This window comes from Polymorphospora sp. A560 (assembly GCF_045781765.1).
GTDB lineage: Bacteria > Actinomycetota > Actinomycetes > Mycobacteriales > Micromonosporaceae > Polymorphospora > Polymorphospora lycopeni.
The window spans coordinates 7,342,892-7,365,653 of sequence record NZ_CP122282.1; the positions used below are offsets into that span (position 1 = coordinate 7,342,892).

The following is a 22,762-nucleotide window of genomic DNA, read 5'->3' on the forward strand; positions in this document are numbered from 1 at the left end:
CCGGGTTTCGGTCGTACGTCAACAACCGCAGCCGCCGCCGCAGCAACCGCCCCCACCGGCAGGAACCGGGCCGCTGCCAGCGGTTGTGCCACCCCGGCCGGTGAACGCGACGGTGGAAAGCAGCTTCACCGTGTCGTCGTGACCCTGCGGGCAGGTCGCGGCCGAGGAAGACTCGGCCATCGGACGGTTGACCTCGAAGGTGCTGCCGCACGCGCGGCAACGGAACTCGTACCGGGGCATGCCGCCAGGGTACGGCTGGACCTGACGAGTTGCGCGCGATGGGTAATACTCGACAGCGTGACAGGCGGGGAGGAAACACCGGTGGCACGACGACTACGTCCGGCCGTACCGGCATCCGCCGAGTTGGCGGCGGCCGGGCCGCTGGCCAGTTCGGGCGCCGCGCCCGACGACGCACCGCCACCACCGGTGCCCGCCCAGCCGGGCAAGCCGCCGACCGAATCGACCACCTCCGACGCCACTCCGGCGGCCGAGGCGCCGCGGTCGCAGAGCCCGACGACCGGGCCGGACGCACCGGCCGCGCAGGCTGAACCACCGGCGGGCGACCCGGCCACGACCGACCGACCGGCGACCGCCGAGAGTGCCGACCCGACACCGGCCACGGACGGCAAGGACGGCACCGACCGGCCGGCAGCGGGCGACGCGTCGACCACCGCCGTCGCCGCACCGGCCGGCAGCCCCGCCACCGCCGTCGCCGCACCGGCCGGCAGCCCCGCCACCGGCGGACCGGACCCGGCCGGCACCCCGGCCGCCATCGACGCGGCGGCCCCGCCCGCCGGGACCGCCGCGGGTTCCACCCCGGCCGAGGGGACCGGCACCGCCGATCCCACCCCGGCCACTGATCCCGCCCCGGCCGCCGGGACCGGCGCCATCGATCCCACCCCGGCCGCCGGGACCGGCGCCATCGAACCCACCGCCACCGCGCCGACCAGCACCGGCAAGCCCGGCGACACCGACACGAAGATCGACCTGACTCCCGTCCCGGCAGCCGCACCCGCCAGCGACGCTCCGACAGCACCCGTCGCCGCCGTCGCACCCAAACGCCGCAGCCGGATACGCGTCCCGTTCGCGCACGCCGTACGCCGGCCGACCCGGCAGGCCGCGGCGTCCGCGGCCCGGTCGGTCGGTGCCTGGTCGCGCCGGCCGAGCGGCCGGCTCACCCTGCCCGCGCTGTTGCTGTTGCTGGTCGTCGCCGCCACCGGCACCGCGGGCGCCGTGATCGTCCCGGCGATCGCGCCGGACCCCACGCCGGTCGCGGGCCCGGGTGAGGTCTCGCCCGACCCCGACCTCGAACTGCTGCCGACCCTGCCCACCACGGCACCGACCACCTCACCGGGCGCGGTGCCGGGACTGCCCCAACCGACCGGCCGCCCGGCCGACGTGCTCGCCGGCTGGGCGCAGCAGACCGGCGAGCGGATCGGGGTGCCGGCGGTCGCGGTCCAGGCGTACGGCTACGCCGAACTCGTCGTCAGCCGCACCACGCCGAACTGCCGGCTGACCTGGACGACACTGGCGGCGATCGGGCTGGTGGAGTCCAACCACGGCCGGGCCAACAGGGCGTCGCTCGGCCCGGACGGCAAGGCGATGCCGCCGATCATCGGCCTGCCGCTCGACGGCCAGGGTGGACGGCAACGGATCGCCGACACCGACGGCGGCCGGCTCGACGGCGACCCGGTCCTCGACCGGGCGGTCGGACCGATGCAGTTCATCCCCAGCACGTGGGCGATCAGCGGTGTCGACGCCGACAACGACGGGGTCAAGGACCCGCACGACATCGACGACGCCGCCCTGGCCGCCGCCAACTACCTGTGCAGCAACGGACGCAACCTGTCGACGTCGCAGGACTGGTGGAACGCGATCCTTTCCTACAATGACGTCCGACAGTACGCACAGGCCGTGTTCGACGCGGCGAACCAATACGGGGCGGCCAGCCGCGCCTGAGCCGGCGTCACCGCCCGCACACATTCGGGGACTGAGCACTTTCGTCCGGGTCCGGTTAGCGGCAAGCTAGACGGGTGATTGTGCGCGAGTGGGATCCACGAACAGCGCCGGCCGACGAGATCGGGTCGATGTTGGACACGCTCAACGCGGTCGTCGCGACGGACGTGCCGGAAGATCCGTTGTGGCAGGACAGCTTCCTGCGCGAATACCTGGCCGAAACGATGCCGGGTGAACGACGGATCTGCTGGATCGCGGAGGAGGAAGCAGGCCCCGACGGGCGGCCCGGCCGGCTGCTCGGTCACGTCAATGTCCTGCTCCTGGGTGACATCGGCGTCGTCGAACTCCTGGTCCACCCGTCCGTCCGGCGCACCGGGCTCGGTCAGCGGCTGCTCGCCAAGGCGGCCCGGCGGGCCTACAACGAGGGGTTCTCGTCGATCGGCGTCGAGGTCGTCGGCAACACGCCGGCGGTGGCCTTCTACGAGTCGCTGGGATTCATCCGCGAATACGTCGAAACGCGCAGCGTACTGAAGTTGTCCACGGTGGACTGGTTGACGCTGGGCGAGATGGCCGGGGGAATCGCCGCCGGCTACCGGGTCGAGTTCTATCCGGGCGGGCCGCCCGACGAGCTGATCGAGCCGTACGCGAAGGCGAAGGCAGAGGTCCGCGACATCGACGACGGCGACCTCGACCTGCGCCCCAGTTCCTACGACCCGCAGCGGCTGCGGGACAGCCTCGCCTGCCTGCGCCGCCGCGGCCTACAGCCCTACATCGTGCTGGCCATCCACGAGAAGACGGGCGAGGTGGCCGGCCTCACCGAGGTCGTCGTGCCGGCGCAGCACCCGACCCGGGCCGACCAGTACGACACGATCGTCGCCCAGGACCACCGCGGATACGGCATCGACCGGGCGATCAAGGCCCGAATGCTCTTCGAACTACGCGGCGCCGAGCCGAAACTCGCCGAGGTGCAGACCTGGAACGCGCAGGCCAACGAGCCGATGCTCAAGGTCAACGCCGAACTCGGCTTCCTCGCCGACCGTGAGTGGTGCGAATACGGCATCGACGTGGCCGAACTCGTACACCGGTTCAACAACCGCGACTGAACGGGGCGCCGCGGCGGCGGTCTGTCGCCCCGGCCCGTCGGGTGAGTTCACCCTTCGGACCACTGTGGGATAGACGTCAGCCAGCGACGGGCCTTAACGTGCGTTGACTCCCATTCACCCAACGTGGAGGCTTGATGCGCCCGCGCCGATTGTGCGCCGTACTCACCGCGACCGCAGCCCTGACCGCTGCGGCCGGTCTCGCACCGACTGCGGCACTCGCCGCACCCACCGAGCTGCTCATCTCGGAATACATCGAAGGCTCGTCCAACAACAAGGCGATCGAGATCTACAACGGCACCGGCGCGGCGGTCAACCTCGCCGCCGCCGGCTATTCGCTACAGGTCTTCTTCAACGGCAGCACCACCGGCACCAGCTTCCCGCTGACCGGCACGGTGGCCAACGGGGACGTGTTCGTCTTCGCCCACGCCTCGTCCGGGACGGCGATCCTCGCCCAGGCCGACCAGACCACGACCGCCGGGCTGTTCAACGGCGACGACGCGATCGTGCTGCGCAAGGGCAGCACCGTCGTCGACTCGATCGGCCAGGTCGGCAACGACCCGGGCACCGAGTGGGGCAGCGGGCTGACCAGCACGGCCGACAACACGCTGCGTCGCAAGCCGTCGGTCACGACCGGCGACACCAACCCCGACGACGCGTTCGACCCGGCGGCCGAGTGGATCGGCTACCCGGTCGACACGTTCGACGGCCTGGGCTCGCACACCGTCGACGGCGGCGGCCCGGTCGACCAGCCGGCGACGCTCAACTGCGGTGGCGCCCTCGTCACGCAGGCCGGCACCGCCGCCAGCCGCGAGGTGACCGCCACCGACGTCGACGACACCATCGTGGACCTGGCCGTCACCGCGGTCAGCCCGGCCCCGTCGGCCGGCAGCATCTCCCGTACGGCGTTCACCGCCGCGTCCGCTGTCGGCGGCACCGCGACCGCGACCGTCACCGCCAGCGCCGACCTGCCCGGCGGCACCTACGCGGTGACGCTGACCTCGACCGACGCCGACGGCACCACCGCCACCTGCACCCTCAACGTGCAGGTGACCTCGGTCCTGTCGATCGGTGAGGTGCAGGGCCCGGTCTCGGACACCGCCAACGCCCGGCTGCACCGGTCGCCGCTCGCCCCCGCCTCCGGCAACGGCACGAGCAGCACCCTGCACGACGTACGCGGTGTCGTCACCCAGCGCACCCTGGCCCGCAACAGCTCGGGCGCCAACCAGTACGGCTTCTTCATGCAGAGCCGGCTCGGCACCGAGGACGGCGACCCGAACAGCTCCGACGGCATCTTCGTCTTCATGGGCGGCTTCGACACCCTGATCGGCGGCTACGCGCCGACCGTCGGTGACGAGATCGTCGTCCGGGCCCGGGTGTCGGAATACTTCAACCTCACCCAGCTCTCCAGCGCCTCGCTGGTCGAGAAGCTCGCCTCCGGACTCGACGTGAACACGGCGGTCAAGGTGACCGACGCGATCCCGCCGGCCGACCTGGCGCAGGCCGACCGGTTCTGGGAGCGGCACGAGGGTGAGCGGATCCGGGTACGCGCCGGCAGCGGCGCGATCAGCGGCCGCAACGTCTTCGCGTCGACCGCCGACTCGGAGATCTGGCTCGTCGACCGGGACGACCCGCTGCTCGACCGGGCCGACCCGTACGCCCGCCGGGTCTTCCGCGACACCCACGAGCTGGACAACCAGCCCGGCCAGGGCTTCAACGACGGCAACGGCCAGCGCATCATGTTCGGCACGATGGGTGTCAAGTGGACCGCGCAGGACAACACCGCGCTGCTCCCGCCGGCCCGCGCCTTCGACAAGCTGACCGGCGACGCCGTCGGCGCGCTCTACTACTCGTTCGAGAAGTACGGCGTACAGGTGGAGCAGGCGGCGTTCACCGCCGGCACCGACCCGGCGAAGAACCACGCGCCGCGGCCGGCGAAGCGGTCCGAGGAGTTCTCGGTCGCCGTCTACAACGTCGAGAACCTGTACGACTTCCGCGACGACCCGTTCGACGGCTGCGACTTCGCCGGCAACTCCGGCTGCACCGGGGTCAGCCCGCCGTTCGACTACGTGCCGGCCAGCGAGGCCGACTACCAGGCACAGCTCGGCGACCTGGCCGACCAGATCATCAAGGACCTGCACTCCCCCGACCTGCTGCTCATCCAGGAGGCCGAGGACCAGGACATCTGCACCGTCTCCGGCGACCAGCTCGTCTGCGGTGACACCAACAACGCCGACGGCGCCCCCGACACGCTGCAGGAACTGGCGTTGCGGATCAAGGCCGCCGGTGGACCGGCGTACGACGCGGCGTACGACCGGAACGGCGCCGACGCCCGGGGCATCGTCTCGGCGTTCATGTACCGCACCGACCGGCTGACGCTGGCCGAGGCCACCGAGGGCGACGCGGTGCTCGGCTCCGCGCCGACCGTGCAGTACCGGTCCGCCGGGCTGCCGAGCAACGCCGACGTGCAGAACCCGAAGACCCTCAACGCGGTGCTGCCGGCCGACGTCGACCGCTCCACCGGCGTCGACGGGTCCAACGTCTACACCCGGGCCCCGCAGGTGGCGAAGTTCCTGGTCGCCGCCGCGCCGGGGTCGAACGACCGGTTCGCGCTCTGGGCGGTCAGCAACCACTTCTCGTCGACCCCGGACGCGCGGGTCGGGCAGCGGACCGAACAGGCCGCGTACGGGGCGGCGATCGTCGCCGCGATCGAGGCCGCCGACCCGCACGCCCGGGTGGCGTACGGCGGTGACCTGAACGTGTTCCCGCGTCCGGACGACCCGATCGCGACGGCGCAGAACCCGATCCCGTCGGACCAACTGGGCCCGCTGTACGACGGCGGCCTGCACAACCTGTGGGACGACCTGAACGCGGCCAACCCGTCGGCGGCGTACTCGTACGTCTTCGAGGGCCAGGTGCAGACGCTCGACCACATCCTCGTCAACGACGCCCTCTACGGCGACCTGATCGAGATGCGGGCCGCGCACGTCAACGCGGACTTCCCGGCCGACTACGAGGGCGACGGTTCGCGCGGCGCCAGCGACCACGACCCGCAGGTGGCCCGGTTCCACTCGCGGGCGGCGCTGTCGGTGGCCGACGTTTCGGTCGTGGAGGGCAACTCGGGCACCACCCCGATGACCTTCACCGTCGAGGTGTCGCGGCCGCTGAGCCACCCGGTGCTGCTCTGCGCCACCGCGCTGCCCGGCACCGCGCTGCCGCTGTTCGACTTCAACCTCTTCGCCGGCTGCAAGACGCTGGCGGCGGGGCAGACGTCGGTGACGTTCACCGTGCAGGTGCGCGGTGAGCGGGTGAAGGAGCGGAACGAGACGTTGAACTTCGTGGTCGCGGGCGTGCCCGGGCTGCGGACGCTGACGGCGACCGCCACCGGCACCATCGTCAACGACGACTGATCCGTACCGACACCGCGGCCCCCGTCGCCTCGCAGGGCGACGGGGGCCGTGTCGTGTTCGCGTTCGGGGGGTACGCCCTCAGCCGCCTGGGCGCGCACCGTCCGCGATGCCGAGATGCCGCGCGATCGCCAGCACCTGCACGGCCACCGCATCGACCTTGCCATCCAGCACGGTGACCTTGCCGTCCAGTGCCGTCACCTTGCCCTCCAGCGCCGTCACCTTGCCGTCCAGTGCCGTCACTCGGCCGTCCAGTACGGCGACCTGGTCACGCAGTTGTCCCATGCCCTGGCGCAGTTCCCGGATGTCCAGACGCAGCTCGCGCTGCCCCTGCGACAGATCCCCGACAGCGTTGGTGAGATACGACAGACGTGCGTCGACCAACTCGAACCGCTGGTGGAACCGGGCAGCCTCGGATTCCAGGCTGTCGATTCGCTGAAGTGGAATCTTCACGCGCTCATCGTGGCACGCCAGACGGCCAGACCAGGGGCTTTGAATCTGGGCTCCACAGGGTTACGACATTTTGCGACACCCGCGGTGGCAGAAATGACAGTCGCGACAGCGGGTCAGTATCCGGCGCGGAGCAGCCGGGCGGCTTCCACCGCCCAGTAGGTGAGGATGACCTGCGCCCCGGCACGACGGATCGACGTCAACGTCTCCAGCATGACCCGGTCGCGGTCCAGCCAGCCGTTGGCGGCGGCCGCCTCGACCATGGCGTACTCGCCCGACACCTGATAGGCGGCGACCGGCACGTCGACCCGGTCGCGGACCGCGGCCACGACGTCGAGGTAGGGCAGCGCCGGCTTGACCATCACCATGTCGGCGCCCTCGGCCACGTCGAGTTCGACCTCGCGCAGCGACTCGCGCAGGTTGGCCGGCGACTGCTGGTAGCTGCGCCGGTCACCCTCCAGCGCCGACTCGACCGCGTCCCGGAACGGGCCGTAGAACGCCGAGGCGTATTTGGCGGCGTACGCCAGGATCGCCACGTCCTGGTAACCGGCCGCGTCGAGCGCGCGGCGTACGACGCCGACCTGGCCGTCCATCATGCCGGACGGCCCGACCACGCCGACCCCGGCGGCGGCCTGGGCCACCGCCATCTCGGCGTAGGCCGCCAGGGTGGCGTCGTTGTCGACCTCACCACCGGGGGTGAGCAGCCCGCAGTGCCCGTGCGAGGTGAACTCGTCGAGGCAGAGGTCGCTCATCACCACGGTGGAGTCGCCGATCTCGGCCACCACGTCGCGGATCGCCACGTTGAGGATGCCGTCCGGGTCGATGCCGCCCGAGCCGGTCTCGTCGCGGGTCGCCGGTACGCCGAAGAGCATGATGCCGCCGATCCCGGCCTGCACCGCCTCGACCGCAGCCTTGCGCAGCGAGTCACGGGAGTGCTGGACGACGCCGGGCAGCGAGGCGACCGGACGGGGCTCGGTGAGCCCCTCCTTGACGAACATCGGCAGCACCAGCTCGGCCGGCGCGACCCGGGTCTCCTCGACCAGCCGGCGCATCGCCGCGTTGCGCCGCAGGCGGCGCGGACGCATGTCCGGGTAAGACATCAGGAACTCCTCGGCGTCAGCGGAACCGCAGCGCGGTCGGCCCCTGCACCTTCGAGCCACGGCGCTGCTTGGCGGGCATCGCGGCCAGCTTCTCACGCAACTCCACGGCGTATGCCGCGAGCGCCTCGACCAGGTCGGGCACGGAGGCGTGCGGGGGCTGCACGTCGACCCGCAGCCCGAACTCGGTCGCGGTCTCCGCCGTCTTCGGGCCGATCACGGCGACGACGGTGCGGGCGTGCGGCTTGCCGGCGATGCCGACCAGGTTGCGTACGGTCGACGACGACGTGAAGAGCACCGCGTCGAAGCCGCCGGACTTGATCGCGTCCCGGATCTCGGCCGGCGGCGGCGCTGCCCGGACCGTGCGGTAGGCGGTGACGTCGTCGACCTCCCAGCCCCGTTCGGTCAGGCCGGCGGCCAGCGTCTCGGTCGCGATGTCGGCACGCGGCAGCAGCACCCGGCCAACCGGGTCGAGGATCTCGTCGTGCGGCGAGAACTCGGCGAGCAGGCCCTCCGAGGACTGCTCACCGGAGGGGATCAGCTCGGGCTGGATGCCGAAGGCGCGGACGGCGTCCGCGGTCGCCTCGCCGATGCACGCGATCTTGACGCCGCCGAAGTGCCGGGCGTCGAGCCCGTGCTCGGCGAACTTCTCCCAGACCGCGCGTACGGCGTTGACCGAGGTGAAGATCACCCAGGCGTAACGGCCGTCGACCAGGCCCTTGACCGCACGCTCCATCTGGGCCGGGGTACGCGGCGGCTCGACCGCGATCGTCGGCACCTCGCACGGGATCGCCCCGTACGCCCGCAGCCGTGCGCTCATCGCCCCGGCCTGCTCCTTGGTGCGCGGTACGAGCACCTTCCAGCCGTACAGCGGGCGGTTCTCCCACCAGCTCAGCTTGTCGCGCTGGGTCACGCCGGCACCGAGGGTGAGCACGACGCGGCCGGTGAAGCCGAGGGCGGCGGCGACGAAGCTGTCGACGGTCGAACTGGTCGTGTACTGCGTCTCGCCGGTGCCGTCACCGGTCACCGCGACCGGGGTGGTGCCGTCGACCCCGGCGGCGAGCAGCCCGTCGCGGACGGCGGCGAGATCACCGGCGTCGACGGCGAGGGCGAGGGAGCCACGGTTGACCGCCGCCGAGAGGGCCTCGAAGTCGAGCGTGCCGACGTCGTCGACGTCGGCCGCGGTGCGTACGCCGGGCAGCGGCACGCCGGCGTAGGCGGCGACGCCCTCGGCCTGGCCGACGCCGGGCACCACCTCGAAGTGGACCGCGGTGCGGGCGACCGCCTGCACCTCCTTGACCACGGAGTCGTGGCCGAACGGGTCACCGGCGACGAGGTGTACGGCGGACAGGCCGGACCGGGCCGCGGAGATCAGCACCTTGGCGACGTCGCCGGGCGCTCCCTCGGCGGGCGTGAACTGCGCGTCTTCCTTGGCCTCGGCACGGATCGCGTCGAGCAGCGACTCCGGCACGCCCCGGTCGTAGATCACCTGGTCGGAGTCGACCAGGGCGTCGTGCGCCCGGCGGGTCAGCAGGCCGGGGTCGCCGGGGCCGGCCCCGACGAACGCGATGCGGCCTGCGGGCTTACGGGTGCGGGTCATTCTGTGCTCCCCAATAGGGTGTCGGCGCCGGCGTCGAGGAGGTCGGCGGCGAGCGCCTTGCCGATCTCCGCCGCGTCGGCGGGCGTTCCGGTACGGGACAGCCGGAGGTCACGGACGCCGTCCGGGCTGATCACCGCCCCGCGCAGGTAGATCTCATCGCCGTCGTCGCCTTCGGCGATCTCGGCGTAGGCCGCGACCGGGGCACTGCACCCCGCTTCGAGCGTGGCCAGCAACGCCCGCTCCGCGGTGACCGCGGCCCGGGTCGGTGCGTGGTCGAGCGCGGCAAGCGACTCGACCAGGTCAATGTCCTCGGCCCGGCACTCGACCGCCAGCGCGCCCTGGGCCGGCGCGGGCAGCATCAGCATCGGGTCGAGGGTTTCGGTGATCTCACCGGCGCGGCCGAGCCGGGCCAGTCCGGCGCGGGCGAGTACGACCGCGTCGAGGTCGGCGGCGGGGCCGAGCACGCGCGCCATCCGGGTGTCGACGTTGCCCCGGATCGGGACGACCTCCAGTTGCAGGCCGAGGGCCCGGAGCTGGGCGATCCGCCGGAGCGCGCCGGTGCCGACGACGGCACCGGCCGGCAGTTCGGTCAGGGTACGGCCGTCCCTGGCGATCAGCGCGTCCCGCGGATCCTCGCGGGGCGGTACGGCCGCGATGTGCAGGCCGGGGTGACCGGCGGTCGGCAGGTCCTTGTAGGAGTGCACGGCGAAGTCGATCCGGTGGTCGGTGAGCGCGTCGCGCAACGCGGACACGAACACCCCGACGCCGAGCCGTAGCACGGGCGCGGAGGAGCGGTCGCCGGCCGTGACGATCTCGACCAGCTCGACCTCACGGCCGGTGGCGGCGTGCACGGCGGCGGCGACCAGCCGGGACTGGGCGAGCGCCAGTGCGCTGCCCCGGGTGCCGAGGCGCAGTGGTGCGTTCATCACCGTTCTCCGATGTCGGGCACGGAGTCGGCCTGGGCGCTGCCGGGCACCTCGAGGTCGAACAGTTCGCGCAACAGGGCAGTGTACTGGTCACCACCGGGCTCGGCGGCCAGTTGACGAGCGCGTACGGTCGGCGAGTGCAGCAACCGCTGGACCACCCGGTGGACGGTGTGGGCCACCTCGGCGCGCTGCTCCTCGCTGAGGTCGGGGCGGCGCTGGGCCAGCCGGCGCAGTTCGGCGGTGACCACGTCGTCGGCGCGGGCCCGCAGGGCGGCCACGGTGGGGGCGACGTCGGCACCGCGCAGCCAGGAAAGGAACGCCTCGACCTCGGTGGTGACGATCCGGGTCACGGCGAGCTGGTCGGCGGCGGCGGGACCGTCGCGCAACGCGGTGGCGAGGTTGTCGATGTCGACGACGACCACACCGGGCAGTTCGGCGGCGGCCGGCTCGACGTCGCGGGGCACCGCCAGGTCGAGCACGACCAGCGGGGTGTCCCGGTCGGCGAGGGCGGTCGCGAGCATGTCGCGGGTCAGCACCGGCTGGGTCGACGCGGTGGCCGCGACGACGACGTCGACGCCGGTCAGCGCGGCGGCCAGGTCCTGGTACGGCACGGCGCTGGCGCCGTACGACTCGGCGAGCCGGACGGCGCGGTCGTTGCCCCGGTTGGCCACCGACAGCGGACCGACCCCGGCGCGGGACAGCGTGGCAACGGAGAGCGCACCCATGGCGCCGGCCCCGATCACCAGCGCCGGCCGGCCGGGGAGCCCGCCGTCGAGGTGGGTGGCGGCGACGTCGAGCGCGGCGGTGACCACGCTCTGGCCGGCCCGGTCGATGCCGGTCTCGGAGTGTGCCCGCTTGCCGACCCGCAGGGCCTGCTGCATGAGTTCGTGGAGCAGGCGGCCGGTGGCCTCGGCCTCGGTCGCCGCGTGGTAGGCGTCGCGGAGCTGTCCGAGGATCTGTGCCTCGCCGACGACCATCGAGTCCAGCCCGGCGGCGACCCGGAAGGCGTGTTCGACGGCGGCGCCGTCGTAGTGCACGTAGAGGCGGTTGGCCAGGTCGTTCTGGACACAGCCGGCGTGGGCGGCGAGCACCTCGCAGATGTCGCCGAGGCCGCCGTGGAAGCCGGTGACGGCGGCGTAGACCTCGACCCGGTTGCAGGTCGAGACGACGACGGCTTCGCCGATGTAGGGCTGGGCGAGCAACCGGTCCAGGGTTCGGGTGAGGTCGGCCGGCGCCACCGCGAGCCGCTCCAGGGTCGCGACCGGGGTGGTGCGGTACGACGCGCCGACGACGAGCAGGTTCACGAGCCGACCGCCTCCTGCGTGCCGGTTGCCGCGAGCCCGCCGGGCAGGGCCGTGAGACCCGCCGCCGGTCCGCTGGCCGGAATCCCGGTCAGCGAGGCCTTGCGGTGCTCGTGGAAGGAAAGGATCTGCAGCTCGATGGCGAGGTCGACCTTGCGTACGTCGACCCCGTCGGGCACCGAGAGCACGCACGGCGCGAAGTTGAGGATGCTGGTGACCCCGACCGCGACGAGCCGGTCGGCCACGCTCTGCGCGGCGGGCGCGGGGGTGGCGATCACGCCGATGGCGATCGCCTCCTGCGCGGCGATGGTCGCCAGGTCGTCGATGTGCCGTACGACGAGACCGTTGATTTCCTCGCCGACCCGCGACTCGTCGGCGTCGAACAGCGCGGCGATCCGGAATCCCCGGCTGACGAAACCGGCGTAGCCGGCGAGGGCGTGACCGAGGTTACCGACGCCGACGAGGGCGACGGCACGGCGCTGGGTCAGCCCCAATACGTATTCGATCTGGTCGATCAGCAGGGCGACGTCGTAGCCGACGCCACGGGTGCCGTAGGAGCCGAGGTGGGAAAGATCCTTACGCAGTTTCGCCGAGTTGACCCCGGCGGCTGTCGCGAGCGCCTCGCTGGAGACGGTGTCGTGACCGGTCTCGGCCAGATTGTGCAGGGCACGGAGGTATTCGGGGAGCCTGGCGACCGTCGCTTCAGGCAGGTCCGGGAGCGCCGGAACAGCGCCGGTGTGACCGGACGCGCCTGGATGGCGGTGCTGACTCATGGGACTCCGTGCGGTGCGCTCATGGACCAGCCGGGCCGGCGGCTGAGGCGACCGGGCCGGCGGGTCGGATCGGCAACCCTCCCGCAACCGCCGTGACCGGCTGTGCTAGCAGGGCTCGTCGGGGTTACAGAGTAGGCGCTTGTGAAGGCGTGCACAAATCGCGATCTTGATCGACCACCGTGGTGATCCGCCCCACCTGCGGTTCGTAGATCACCTGGCAGACCGGCATCAGGGTCGCCCGTCGATTATTGCGCAATTCTGAACCAACCGGCCGTGATGCCACCGACATCGACCACGGTCCGCGACCGGGCGCCCCGGAGACCGGCTCCGGTAGGGGCAGCCCTACCGTGAAGAGGCCGGCCGACGGGATGGGGGCGAAACGGCCTTATGCCTAGCGTCGACGACATGAGCGCCGCCAGCCTGTCCACCACCTCGGCCGTCGATCCGGCCGCATCGCGCAGCATCGTGCGCCAGCTCGGGATCGACTCGGGCTACATCCTGCTCGGCTTCCCCCTCGCCCTGGCCAGTTTCATCGTGCTGATCGCCGGGCTCGCGGTCGGCACCGGACTGGCCGTCACCGTGATCGGCCTGCCGATCCTCGCCGGGGTCCTGTACGCGGCGCGCGGGTTCGCCGACATCGAGCGCCTGCGCCTGCCGCCCGTACTGCACCAGCCACGGATCCGGCCGCACTACCGGACACCGGATCCGGGCGCGAACGCCTGGCGGCGGATCTTCGTCCCGATCGCCGACGCCCAGTCCTGGCTCGACCTGGCACACGGCTGCCTCAAGGTCTTCGTCTCCCTGATCGCCTTCGTCATCACCGTGGTCTGGTGGGCCGGGGCCGTCGCCGGCAGCCTCTACTGGGCGTACGACTGGCTCCTGCCGCGGCCCACCGAGGGCGGCTCGCTCAACGAACTGCTCGGTCTCGGCGGCTCCGGCCTGGCCCGTATCGGCCTCAACACCGCCATCGGCGTCTTCTTCCTCGTCACCCTGCCGATCGTGGTACGCGGCTGCGCCCTGCTCCAGGCCAGTTTCGGCCGGGCCCTGCTGACCGGGGTGGCCGAGATGCGCAACCGGATCACCGTGCTGGAGGAACAGAAGCGGGCCGCGGTGTCCGCCGAGGCGACCGCGCTGCGCCGGCTCGAACGCGACATCCACGACGGGCCGCAGCAGCGGCTCGTCCGGCTGGCCATGGACCTCGGCCGGGCCCAGCAGCAACTCGCCAACGATCCGGACGCCGCCCGCCGGACCCTGGACGAGGCCCTGGTGCAGACCCGGGAGACCCTGCACGAGCTGCGTGCCCTCTCCCGTGGGATCGCCCCGCCGATCCTGATCGACCGAGGGCTGCCCAGCGCGCTCGCGGCGCTCGCCAGCCGGGGGGTCATCCCGATCGAACTCACCGTCGACCCCGCCCTGGGCACCCCGGGCGGCCGGCTCGACCCGGCGGTGGAGAGCACCGCCTACTTCGTCGTCGCCGAGGCGCTCGCCAACGTGGCCAAGCACAGCGCCGCGTCGGACTGCTGGCTGACCGTCTCCCGGACCGACCACGACCTGCGGATCGAGGTGGTCGACGACGGGGTCGGCGGGGCACATGTCTCCAAGGGGCACGGGCTGGCCGGCATCGCCGACCGGTTGCGGGCCAACGGTGGCATGCTGAGTGTGCTCAGCCCGCCGGGCGGACCCACCGAGATCCGGGCCGAGCTGCCGTGTTGACCCTGCCGAAACGGAAGACGCCGACCAGATGCGGGTAGTGATCGCCGACGACGCCGTACTCCTGCGCGAGGGGATCATCCGGCTGCTGACCGAACACGGCCACGATGTGGTGGCGGCCGTCGGTGACGGGGACACCTTCGTCGAGGCGGTCGTCGTCCACAAGCCCGACGTCTCGATCGTCGACGTACGGATGCCGCCGTCACACACCGACGAGGGGCTGCGCGCCGCCGTCGAGGCCCGCCAGCGGGTGCCGCGTACGCCGATCCTGGTGCTGTCCCAGTACGTCGAGGTGTCGTACGCCGACGACCTGCTCGCCACCGCCGCCGGGGCCGGCGGGGGCGGCGGTGGGATCGGCTACCTGCTCAAGGACCGGGTGGCCGCGATCGAGGAGTTCCTCGACGCGGTCGCCCGGGTGGCCGCCGGCGGTACGGTCCTGGACCCCGAGGTCGTCGGCCAGTTGCTCGTACGTCGGCGCCGCGACGACCCGCTGCGCGAGCTGACCCCCCGCGAGCGTGAGGTGCTGTCGCTGATGGCGGAGGGCCGGTCGAACACCGCCATCGCGCGATCCCTGGTGGTCAGCGACGGCGCGGTGGAGAAGCACGTCCGCAACATCTTCACCAAGCTGCAGCTGCCGCCGGACGAGGAGCAGCACCGCCGGGTCCTGGCGGTGCTCGCCTACCTGCGCGGCTGAAGCCGTCCGGCCAGGGTGACCGCCTCGGTGAGCGTCTCGGCGACCGGGTGCCCGGAGGCCCGCAGCCGGCCGGGGTCGGTGAACCCGCCGGTGTAGAGGACGCAGCGGGCGCCCACCGACTCGGCGGCGTCGGCGTCGTCGAGCGAGTCGCCGATCAGCACCACCGAACGCGGGTCGACACCCAGCTCGGCGAGATGGCTTTCGAGATGTCCGGCCTTACGGTCCCCGCCGACGGTGCCGCGCAGCCCGTCGACCCGGTTGAACAGGCCGGACAGCCCGTACGTCTCGACGGCCGGCACCAGCTCGTCGTGGAACCACATCGACAGCAACGACTGGCTGCCGGACCAGTTCCGCATCGCGCTGGTGGCGTCGGCGGCGAGTTCGCAGGTGGTCAGCCCGGTGCGGTAGGCGTCGTGGAAGATCCGGTCGAGCCGGCCGAACTCGTCGTCGTCGACGGCCCGGCCGAGGACCTCGGCGTAGTAGTCGGAGATCGGCCGGCGGAACCGGCCCCGGTGCTCGTCGGCGGTGACCGCCGGGCCGGCGACCGCGGCGAAGACGACGTTGGTCGACTCGACGACGAGGTTGAGGTCGTTGAGCAGGGTGCCGTTCCAGTCCCAGACGAGGTGGGTGGGTGCGGTGGTCACCGCAGCACCCTACTCAGCCGGGCGGCGCCGGTCGAGGCCGTCGCAGGTCGCCCAGCAACCGCTCCTCCTCGACCCGCCAGTAGCCGTGTTCGCGGCCGTCGAGCAGCACGACGGGCAGCCGGTCGCCGTAGTCGCGTTCGAGTTCGAGGTCGCCGGTGACGTCGACCTCGACCCAGCGGTCGCCGGTGACGGCCACCACCCGGTCGATGGCGGCCTTGGCGTCGTCGCACAGGTGGCAGCCGGGGCGGGTGATCAGGGTCAGGCGTGGCTCAGCCACCGGCGTACTCCGATCTCAGCATGGTCTTGCGGACCTTTCCTATCGCCGAGTGTGGCAGCGCGTCGACGAACTCCAGCGTGGCGGGGCACTTGAAGCGGGCCAGCCGGTCAGCGCAGTGCCGGCCCAACTCGGCGGAGGTGACGGTGCCGCCGGGGGCACGGACGACGTACGCCGCGACGGCCTGCCCGGCGGTCGGGTGCGCGATCCCGAGCACCGCCGACTCGGCGACGTCCGGGTGGGCGTCGAGCACGAGTTCGACCTCGTGCGGGTAGACGTTGAAGCCGTTGACGATGATCAGCTCGCCGACCCGGTCGACGAGGAAGAGGTCGCCGTCGGCGTCGGCGTACGCGATGTCGCCGGTCGCCCACCAGCCGTCCGGGTCGGGGCCGTCGTGCCCGTCGGGCCAGTAGCCGGAGAAGAGGTTGGCGCCACGTACGACGATCTCGCCGGGATCGGTGCCGGGTGAGCCGTACTCGACGGCGAGTTCGTCCTCCTCGCCGGCCTCGGTGGCGCCGTCGCGCCACAGGTCCGCGCCGTCCGGCCCGACGAGCCGCAGTTCGACGCCGGGAATCGGCTGGCCGATCGAGCCGCTCTTCGGTGCCGGGCTGGCCAGGGTGGCGGTGAGCACGGGCGCGGTCTCGGTCAGGCCGTACCCGACGAAGGCCGGCCGCCCGGCGGCGGCGGTGAACCGCTGCGCGGTGGCCGGGTCGAGCGGCGCCGCGCCGCAGACCGCGACCCGGACCGAGGTCATGGCCGCGCGCAGGTCGGGCTGGTCGGCCCAGCCGGCGAACATCGACGGCACGCCGACGACCCCGCTGACCCGGTGCCGGGTGATCGCCGCCAGCGCCTCGGCCGGCTCGAACCGGTCGAGCAGTACGCCGCACGCGCCGTGGTAGGCGACCGCGCCGAGACCGGTGTTGAGCCCGTACGCGTGGAACAGCGGCAGCGCGAGCAGCAGCCGGTCGTCGGTGCCGACGACGGCGGGCCGGATGCGGGCGATCTGCTCGTGGTTGGCCATCAGCGCCCGGTGGGTCAGCATGGCGCCCTTCGGCTGCCCCTCGGTGCCGGAGGTGTAGAGCAGTACCGCCACCTCGTCGCGGCCGGTCGGCCCGGTCGGGGTGGGTGCCGCGCCGTCGGGGACCGGCGGTGGACCGGTGTGTACGCCGGTGAGCGCGGGCAGTTCGGCGCGGATGCCGTCGACGAGTTCCCTGATCTCTTCGGTGCAGATCAGCAGGGTGGCTCCGGAGTCGGCGAGCACGTGCCGCAGCTCGCGGGCGGTGAACGCGGGGTTCACCGGCACGGCGATCCGGCCGGCGCGCAGGGCGGCGAAGTAGCTGACGACGAATTCCGGCGAGTTGGGCAGTGCGATGGCGACGCGGGGCCGCGGTTCGCCGGGCGTCGCCGGGGCGAGTCGGGTCAGAGCCGCGGTGGCGGTGTCGATGCGGGCGTCGAGGTCGCCCCAGGTGATCGTCTGGTCGCGCCAGACGAGGGCGGGACGTTCGGGGCCACCTGCGGCGGCCCGCCGTACGCGTTCGGCGAGGGTGCCGCCGGGGCGCGCGACGACGGGGTCGGGGGTGCTGGCTGGTTCCTGCACGGTCGCTGAGTCTGGCACAGTGCCACCCGTCCCGACTACGCCCGATCGTCGATGGACGGCCGGTGCCGGGGCGGGTCCGCTGGCCAGCAGGCCGGGTCCGATTCGACGGCCTTCGGAAGGCGCGGTACCGTGCACGGGACTGATCGACTCGCCGGTGCCGGCCGCAGAACGATCACCGTGGCAGGGTCCGGGCACCACTCATCCGGGTGAAGCGGACCGTGGATACCAGAAGCTCGGGTGGCTCGCCAGATCGCGTGCCACCTGTCGGCGCGTCTCCGCGTTTGCGCTGGTCATCGCCATCCACCAGAAGTACGTCAATTTCTCGGCGCCGCACACTTTGTGCGACGGGTCGATCCACGTCCAGTAAATACTTTGGCTCTGTGTAACGGACTCCGCACGCATCGGTGACGTTGCCCCTATCATCACCAGGGTTGACCCACCCGTTTTGCCGTGAGTCGACACCCCTCAGCCTGAGGAGGCCTCAGTGCCCGGTAAAGCACTGCACCAGCACCTCAACGACGTGTGTCGCACCGCCGACACCGCGGTGGCCCACGTCGGCCCGAGCGGACACACCTCCATTCCGGGTGCCGGGTCGCGGTGGCCGTACGGCCCGACGTCCGGACCGGTGTCCGGCTGGGCGGAGGAGAGCCGGTGAGCGGATACGCCTACGGCGACGGGCTGGTCAGCCGCGAGATCCTGGCGGCGCGTAACGCCCTCAACGAGGGGCTCGCCAGACTCCGGCTGGAGATGTACGACATGTTCAGCCTCGCGGTGCGCGGCGACGGGAGCACCAAGCCCAGCCGCAACCGACCGCACCCGAACGAGACACCCGGTCGCCACACGCCGGCGGGCGGCAACGCCAAGACCGTCGGTGGCCGGGTCGCCACACCGGCCCGGCCCACCATGCCGGCCCAGCCCGGACCGGCGGACGCGGGGCTGCGCCCTGGCGGCACGGACACCGACACGGCGATCATCCCGGCCGTGCCGGCGACCGACACCGCCGTCATCCCGGCGGTCACGGCCACCGACACGGTCGTCATCCCGGCCGTACCGGCCGAGAAGTCGACCGGCAGCGGCGGACCACCGCCCGGCTATCCGAGCCGGCCCGACCCGTCCGACCCGGCCACCGAGGTGTGGAAGCTGGTCGAGCGGGCCCAGGCCGGCGAGGCCGAGGCGTTCGGCCTGATCTACGACCGCTACGTCGACACCGTCTTCCGCTTCGTCTACTTCCGCGTCGGCAACCGCCAACTCGCCGAAGACCTCACCTCCGACACGTTCCTGCGGGCCCTCAAGCGGATCGGCAGCTTCACCTGGCAGGGCCGCGACCTCGGCGCCTGGCTGGTGACGATCGCCCGCAACCTGGTGGCCGACCACTTCAAGTCCGGCCGCTACCGACTGGAAGTTACTACGGGTGACGTTTTGGATGCGGAACGCGAGGACCGTGGGCCGGAGGGAAGTCCGGAGGCCGCGGTCGTCGACCACATCACCAACGTCGCCCTGCTGACCGCCGTCAAGCAGCTCAACCCGGAGCAGCAGGAGTGCATCGTGCTCCGCTTCCTCCAAGGCTTTTCGGTCGCGGAGACGGCGAAGGCGATGGGCAAGAACGAGGGTGCGATCAAGGCCCTGCAATACCGCGCCGTACGCGCCCTGGCCCGGCTGCTGCCGGACGGGTTCCAACCGTGACCGATCGGTACCCGCCCGCGGCGGCACCGGTGACGCCGCTCACTCTTGGTAATTATTCTTCGCCCCGACCCGTAACCGCCCGGCCCCGCCGGGCGTTTGTCCGGGTGCGACCGGTGGTGACCCTCGCATCCCCTCACAAGGGGGCGGGCCGGGCACGGCATCCGGTGACGGCTGTGCTGGTCCGGGCCGGAACCGTGGTCGCAGCGGTCGGCGACGGGGCCGATCTCCTAGCCGTGACCAGCGAAGGGAGGTGCCCGCGGTGAATACGACCGTGTTCCACCGCCGGCGCGCCGAGCGCTTCGCGCAACTGCTCGAAGAAGCAAACGGCGGCCGTCGCCAGCACGTCCGGTCGACCGAAGACCGTGACCTCGCCGACCTGGTGGCCATCGGCCACCGACTACCGGCTGCAACCCCGACCGTGGAGGTCGACTCCGAGTTCCGCAGCGGGCTGCGGGCGATGCTCGTCGCCACCGCCGAACGCGAGGGCATCGGCGCCACCGCGACCCGGGAACCGGCCCAACCGACCCGCACCGGCTGGCGGCTGTTCCGCCCCGCGCTCAACGGCCGGCGGGCCCGCACCAGGGGCGCCATCGTCGTCGGCGTCGCCGTCGGCGCGGTCGCCGTCTCCGGGATCTCGGCGGCCAGTGTGGACGCCCTGCCCGGCGACGCCCTCTATGGAATGAAGCGGTCGACCGAACGCGCCCAGTTGGCGCTGACCGGCTCCGACCTCAGCCGTGGCCAGCTCTTCCTCGACTTCGCCCGCACCCGGCTCACCGAGGCCGGCGCCGTACGCGGCGACAACGCCGGCTTCGCCGCGGTGCTCGACGACATGGACGGCGACACCCGCGAGGGCGTCAAGCTCCTGACCACCGCGTCGACCGGCCGCACCGGCGCCATCGCGCTCGACGCGATCACCTCCTTCGTGGAGGGCCAGCGCACCGGCGTCAACGGGCTGATCGACGGGCGACCGGCGGGTGACCGGGAACGCGCCTCGGCGTCCCTGGCCCTGCTCGACGCCGTCGAGGACCGCACCGACCGGCTGCGGGCCGCCCTGGCCTGCGGGGCCGCGCCCGCCGGGACCGACGCCCTCGGGCCGTTGCCCGGCTCGTGCGCCTCGACGCCGTCGGCGGGGCCGGGTCCCGCCGCGAGCGAGGCCGGCACGGCCGGGCGGACCGGGCCGACCCCGTCGGCCGGCCCCTCCGTGGGCACCACACCCACCGTCGAGGCCAACCCGTCCACAGCACCCTCGGCGGGCCCGACGACACCCGCGCCGAGCACGTCACCGTCCAGTTCCCCCAGCCCGGCACCGAGCGACGACGGCGGCCTGCTGGGTGGCCTCGGCCGGTTGCTCGACGGCATCCTCAACTGACCGATCCCGCATGCTCCGGGGCTCCGACCTGCGCCATGGTCGGAGCCCCGTGCGCTGTCAGGCCGGCCGGATACCCTCGCTGGAGTCAGGCCGCCCGGCCCCGACGGCGCAAGGAGGTCAGCGCGTGGCCCGCATCCGTCCCGCTCGCCGAGGCCGCGCCCCGGTGTCCCGGACCGTCAGCACCGACGCGCAGGGCCACACCACCGGCTGGGCCACCACGGGCCTCGGAACCGGCGTGGTGGACCGGCCCGACCCGACCGCGGCGGCGTTCTTCGACATCGACAACACGATGATGCAGGGCGCCTCCATCTACTGGTTCGCCCGCGGGCTGGCGGCCCGCAGATACTTCACGACCGGTGACCTGGCCCGATTCGCCTGGCAGCAGATGCGGTTCCGGGTGCTCGCCAGGGAGCACGCCGGCGACATGTCCCAGGCCCGGGAGGCGGCGCTCGCCTTCGTCGAGGGCTGGCGGGTCGACGACATCGAACGCCTCACCGAGGAGATCTTCGACGAGCTGATGGCGCCCCGGATCTGGGCCGGCAGCCGGGCCCTCGCCGCCGCCCACCTGACCGCCGGGCAGCGGGTCTGGCTGGTCAGCGCCGCACCGGTCGAGATCGGCCGGGTCATCGCCCGGCGACTCGGGCTCACCGGCGCGATCGGCACCGTCGCCGAGATCCGCGACGGCGCCTACACCGGACGACTCGCCGGCGAACTGATGCACGGCCCGGCCAAGGCCGAGGCGGTCGGCCAGCTCGCGTCGGTCGAAAGGCTCGACCTGAGCCGGTGCACCGCCTACAGCGACTCGGCCAACGACATCCCGATGCTGTCGGCCGTCGGGCACGCGGCCGCCGTCAACCCGGACAGCGCGCTGCGGGCGGAGGCCCGCACCCGCGGCTGGGAGATCCACGACTTCCGCACCGGACGCCGGGCCGCCCGGATCGCGATCCCGTCCACCGTCGCCGCCGGCCTGCTGATCGGCGCCGTCACCGCCGGCCGGGCGGTACACCGCCGCTGGCGCGGCCGGTGACCCTCACCGCCGACCGCCCGGAGTCGGCCGTGTCCCCGTCCGCCCGCCCACCCGGCCGGCTGCGGAGCACGGTCGGCCTGATGACGGCGCTGGGCGCGGCCGCACTGCTGCTCGCCCTGCCCCCGGTGGACGACGGCTCGCCGGCCGGCGAGCGGATGCGGACCGTCGAGTCGCGGTGGCCGGCGGCCCAGCGCGCCGACCTCGCCGCCACCCTGCCCGACGGGTCCGCCTACAGCCCGGTGCACTACCTCGACGTACGGTCTTCGCTGGGCACGGCACCGACGCCGGACGGCAGCGCGCTGCGCCTGATCACCCGGTCGGCCGACGGGACGACACGCGAACTGCGACGGCTGCCGCTGGACCTGATCCCGCAGTTCACCGGCTTCACCGTGGCCGGTGGCCAGGTGGCCTGGGCCGAGACCGTCGCCGACGACGACGGGCTGGGCCGCACCGAAATGTGGACGGCGGCCGTCGACGCGGCCACACCGGCCCGCCGGGTGACCGCCGACAGCGGCGACGTCGTCTTCTTCAACTCCCAGTACGACATGGTGATCGAGGCCGGGGTGCTGCACTGGGCGGCGGTCGCGCCGGGCACCGAGGTCGCCACCGAACTGCGCTCCGTACCGCTGGCCGGCGGTCCGGTCCAGGTCCGCACCGAACCCGGCACCTGGGCGATGTCCGCCTGGCCGTGGCTGGTCAGCGCCGGCAGCGGCCAGAACGGCCCGGTACGCCTGCACAACCTGGCGACCGGGCAAGGGCTCGAGGTCGACGCCACCGCCGACGAGGTGGTCACGTGCAGTCCGGTGTGGTGCCGGATGCTGGTCCTGCCCGGTGCCGAGCCGGCCCGGATCGACCTCGTCCGCCCCGACGGCGCCGACCGCCGGCAGGTCGCCGGCGGGATGACGGCCGCCGCGGTCATCGACGTCGCCGTACTCGACCGGTTCGAGGTGTTGTCGCTGGCCGGGGCGCCCGACGTGGCCGTCGCCAGCCAGCGCCTGATGCTCTACGACGAACGCGACCGGCAGACCTTCGTGGTGGCCGAGGGCGTCGGCATGGTGCAGTGCCGCGACGGGATGCTGTGGTGGTCGACCGGCGACAACGAGACCGCCACCTGGCACTCGCTCGACCTGCGCTCCCTGACCTGACTGCCGGCC

The 22,762-nt window shown here is 72.6% G+C and carries 19 protein-coding genes and 1 pseudogene; 10 read left to right on the forward strand and 10 right to left on the reverse strand.

Annotated elements, in window-relative coordinates; translation table 11 throughout:
* Positions 1–18 precede the first annotated feature (18 nt).
* Positions 19–240, reverse strand: a complete 222-nt coding sequence (locus tag QCD66_RS33085; RefSeq protein ID WP_357535621.1) for a zinc ribbon domain-containing protein — start codon at positions 238–240, stop codon at positions 19–21.
* Positions 241–321: 81 nt separating this feature from the next.
* On the opposite strand from QCD66_RS33085, the gene QCD66_RS33090 reads away from it, so the two are divergent.
* From QCD66_RS33090 to QCD66_RS33100, 3 genes are all read left to right on the forward strand, one after another.
* Positions 322–1,959, forward strand: coding sequence for a lytic murein transglycosylase (locus QCD66_RS33090; RefSeq protein ID WP_375733713.1), 1,638 nt, complete (start codon positions 322–324; stop codon positions 1,957–1,959).
* Between the two features lie 77 nt (positions 1,960–2,036).
* Entirely contained in the window at positions 2,037–3,059 is a 1,023-nt protein-coding gene (locus QCD66_RS33095; protein ID WP_375733751.1) for a GNAT family N-acetyltransferase, read from the forward strand.
* A gap of 134 nt (positions 3,060–3,193) precedes the next feature.
* Complete coding sequence (locus QCD66_RS33100) at positions 3,194–6,466, forward strand: lamin tail domain-containing protein (protein WP_375733714.1); 3,273 nt, start codon at positions 3,194–3,196, stop codon at positions 6,464–6,466.
* Positions 6,467–6,544: 78 nt separating this feature from the next.
* Here QCD66_RS33100 and QCD66_RS33105 read toward each other — a convergent pair whose 3' ends face one another.
* From QCD66_RS33105 to QCD66_RS33130, 6 genes are all read right to left on the reverse strand, one after another.
* Positions 6,545–6,916, reverse strand: coding sequence for a hypothetical protein (locus QCD66_RS33105; protein WP_375733715.1), 372 nt, complete (start codon positions 6,914–6,916; stop codon positions 6,545–6,547).
* Between the two features lie 113 nt (positions 6,917–7,029).
* Positions 7,030–8,013, reverse strand: coding sequence for a porphobilinogen synthase (gene hemB / locus QCD66_RS33110; RefSeq protein WP_364211404.1), 984 nt, complete (start codon positions 8,011–8,013; stop codon positions 7,030–7,032).
* Positions 8,014–8,029: 16 nt separating this feature from the next.
* Positions 8,030–9,610, reverse strand: a complete 1,581-nt coding sequence (locus QCD66_RS33115; RefSeq protein WP_364211401.1) for a uroporphyrinogen-III synthase — start codon at positions 9,608–9,610, stop codon at positions 8,030–8,032.
* On the reverse strand, positions 9,607–10,536 hold the full coding sequence (hemC, locus tag QCD66_RS33120) for a hydroxymethylbilane synthase (RefSeq protein ID WP_364211398.1): 930 nt from the start codon (positions 10,534–10,536) through the stop codon (positions 9,607–9,609). Before hemC ends, QCD66_RS33115 begins: the two co-directional genes overlap by 4 nt.
* Positions 10,536–11,840 (reverse strand): glutamyl-tRNA reductase, encoded by a 1,305-nt coding sequence (locus QCD66_RS33125; RefSeq protein WP_375733716.1) that lies wholly within the window; start codon positions 11,838–11,840, stop codon positions 10,536–10,538. Before QCD66_RS33125 ends, hemC begins: the two co-directional genes overlap by 1 nt.
* Entirely contained in the window at positions 11,837–12,610 is a 774-nt protein-coding gene (locus tag QCD66_RS33130) for a redox-sensing transcriptional repressor Rex (RefSeq protein WP_357535608.1), read from the reverse strand. The genes QCD66_RS33125 and QCD66_RS33130 overlap by 4 nt, the downstream gene beginning before the upstream one ends.
* A 405-nt stretch (positions 12,611–13,015) precedes the next feature.
* Between QCD66_RS33130 and QCD66_RS33135 the strand changes: the two genes are divergently transcribed.
* Together QCD66_RS33135 and QCD66_RS33140 are read left to right on the forward strand one after the other, a co-directional pair.
* Entirely contained in the window at positions 13,016–14,323 is a 1,308-nt protein-coding gene (locus QCD66_RS33135; RefSeq protein ID WP_364211392.1) for a sensor histidine kinase, read from the forward strand.
* A gap of 28 nt (positions 14,324–14,351) precedes the next feature.
* On the forward strand, positions 14,352–15,014 hold the full coding sequence (locus QCD66_RS33140) for a response regulator transcription factor (protein WP_357535605.1): 663 nt from the start codon (positions 14,352–14,354) through the stop codon (positions 15,012–15,014).
* Here QCD66_RS33140 and QCD66_RS33145 read toward each other — a convergent pair.
* Genes QCD66_RS33145 through QCD66_RS33155 form a run of 3 tightly spaced genes read right to left on the reverse strand, consistent with a single transcriptional unit; the run spans position 14,999 to position 17,529 of the window.
* Complete coding sequence (locus QCD66_RS33145) at positions 14,999–15,658, reverse strand: HAD family hydrolase (protein ID WP_375733717.1); 660 nt, start codon at positions 15,656–15,658, stop codon at positions 14,999–15,001. The genes QCD66_RS33140 and QCD66_RS33145 overlap by 16 nt on opposite strands.
* A gap of 13 nt (positions 15,659–15,671) precedes the next feature.
* Positions 15,672–15,935 carry a glutaredoxin family protein gene (locus tag QCD66_RS33150; RefSeq protein ID WP_357535603.1) on the reverse strand — a complete coding sequence of 88 codons (264 nt, stop codon included), beginning with the start codon at positions 15,933–15,935 and terminating at the stop codon, positions 15,672–15,674.
* On the reverse strand, positions 15,928–17,529 hold the full coding sequence (locus tag QCD66_RS33155) for an AMP-binding protein (RefSeq protein WP_375733718.1): 1,602 nt from the start codon (positions 17,527–17,529) through the stop codon (positions 15,928–15,930). The genes QCD66_RS33150 and QCD66_RS33155 overlap by 8 nt, the downstream gene beginning before the upstream one ends.
* Positions 17,530–18,013: 484 nt before the next feature.
* Between QCD66_RS33155 and QCD66_RS33160 the strand changes: the two genes are divergently transcribed.
* From QCD66_RS33160 to QCD66_RS33180, 5 genes and pseudogenes are all read left to right on the forward strand, one after another.
* Positions 18,014–18,184 carry a hypothetical protein gene (locus tag QCD66_RS33160; RefSeq protein WP_375733719.1) on the forward strand — a complete coding sequence of 57 codons (171 nt, stop codon included), beginning with the start codon at positions 18,014–18,016 and terminating at the stop codon, positions 18,182–18,184.
* Positions 18,181–19,212 (forward strand): ECF subfamily RNA polymerase sigma factor, BldN family, encoded by a 1,032-nt coding sequence (locus QCD66_RS33165; RefSeq protein ID WP_375733720.1) that lies wholly within the window; start codon positions 18,181–18,183, stop codon positions 19,210–19,212. The genes QCD66_RS33160 and QCD66_RS33165 overlap by 4 nt, the downstream gene beginning before the upstream one ends.
* 259 nt (positions 19,213–19,471) lie before the next feature.
* Positions 19,472–20,323, forward strand: a pseudogene (locus QCD66_RS33170) (DUF5667 domain-containing protein); the annotation flags it as partial.
* A 307-nt stretch (positions 20,324–20,630) separates the two neighbouring features.
* Positions 20,631–21,608, forward strand: coding sequence for an HAD family hydrolase (locus QCD66_RS33175; protein ID WP_375733721.1), 978 nt, complete (start codon positions 20,631–20,633; stop codon positions 21,606–21,608).
* Complete coding sequence (locus QCD66_RS33180) at positions 21,605–22,753, forward strand: hypothetical protein (RefSeq protein WP_375733722.1); 1,149 nt, start codon at positions 21,605–21,607, stop codon at positions 22,751–22,753. Before QCD66_RS33175 ends, QCD66_RS33180 begins: the two co-directional genes overlap by 4 nt.
* Positions 22,754–22,762: the final 9 nt, after the last annotated feature.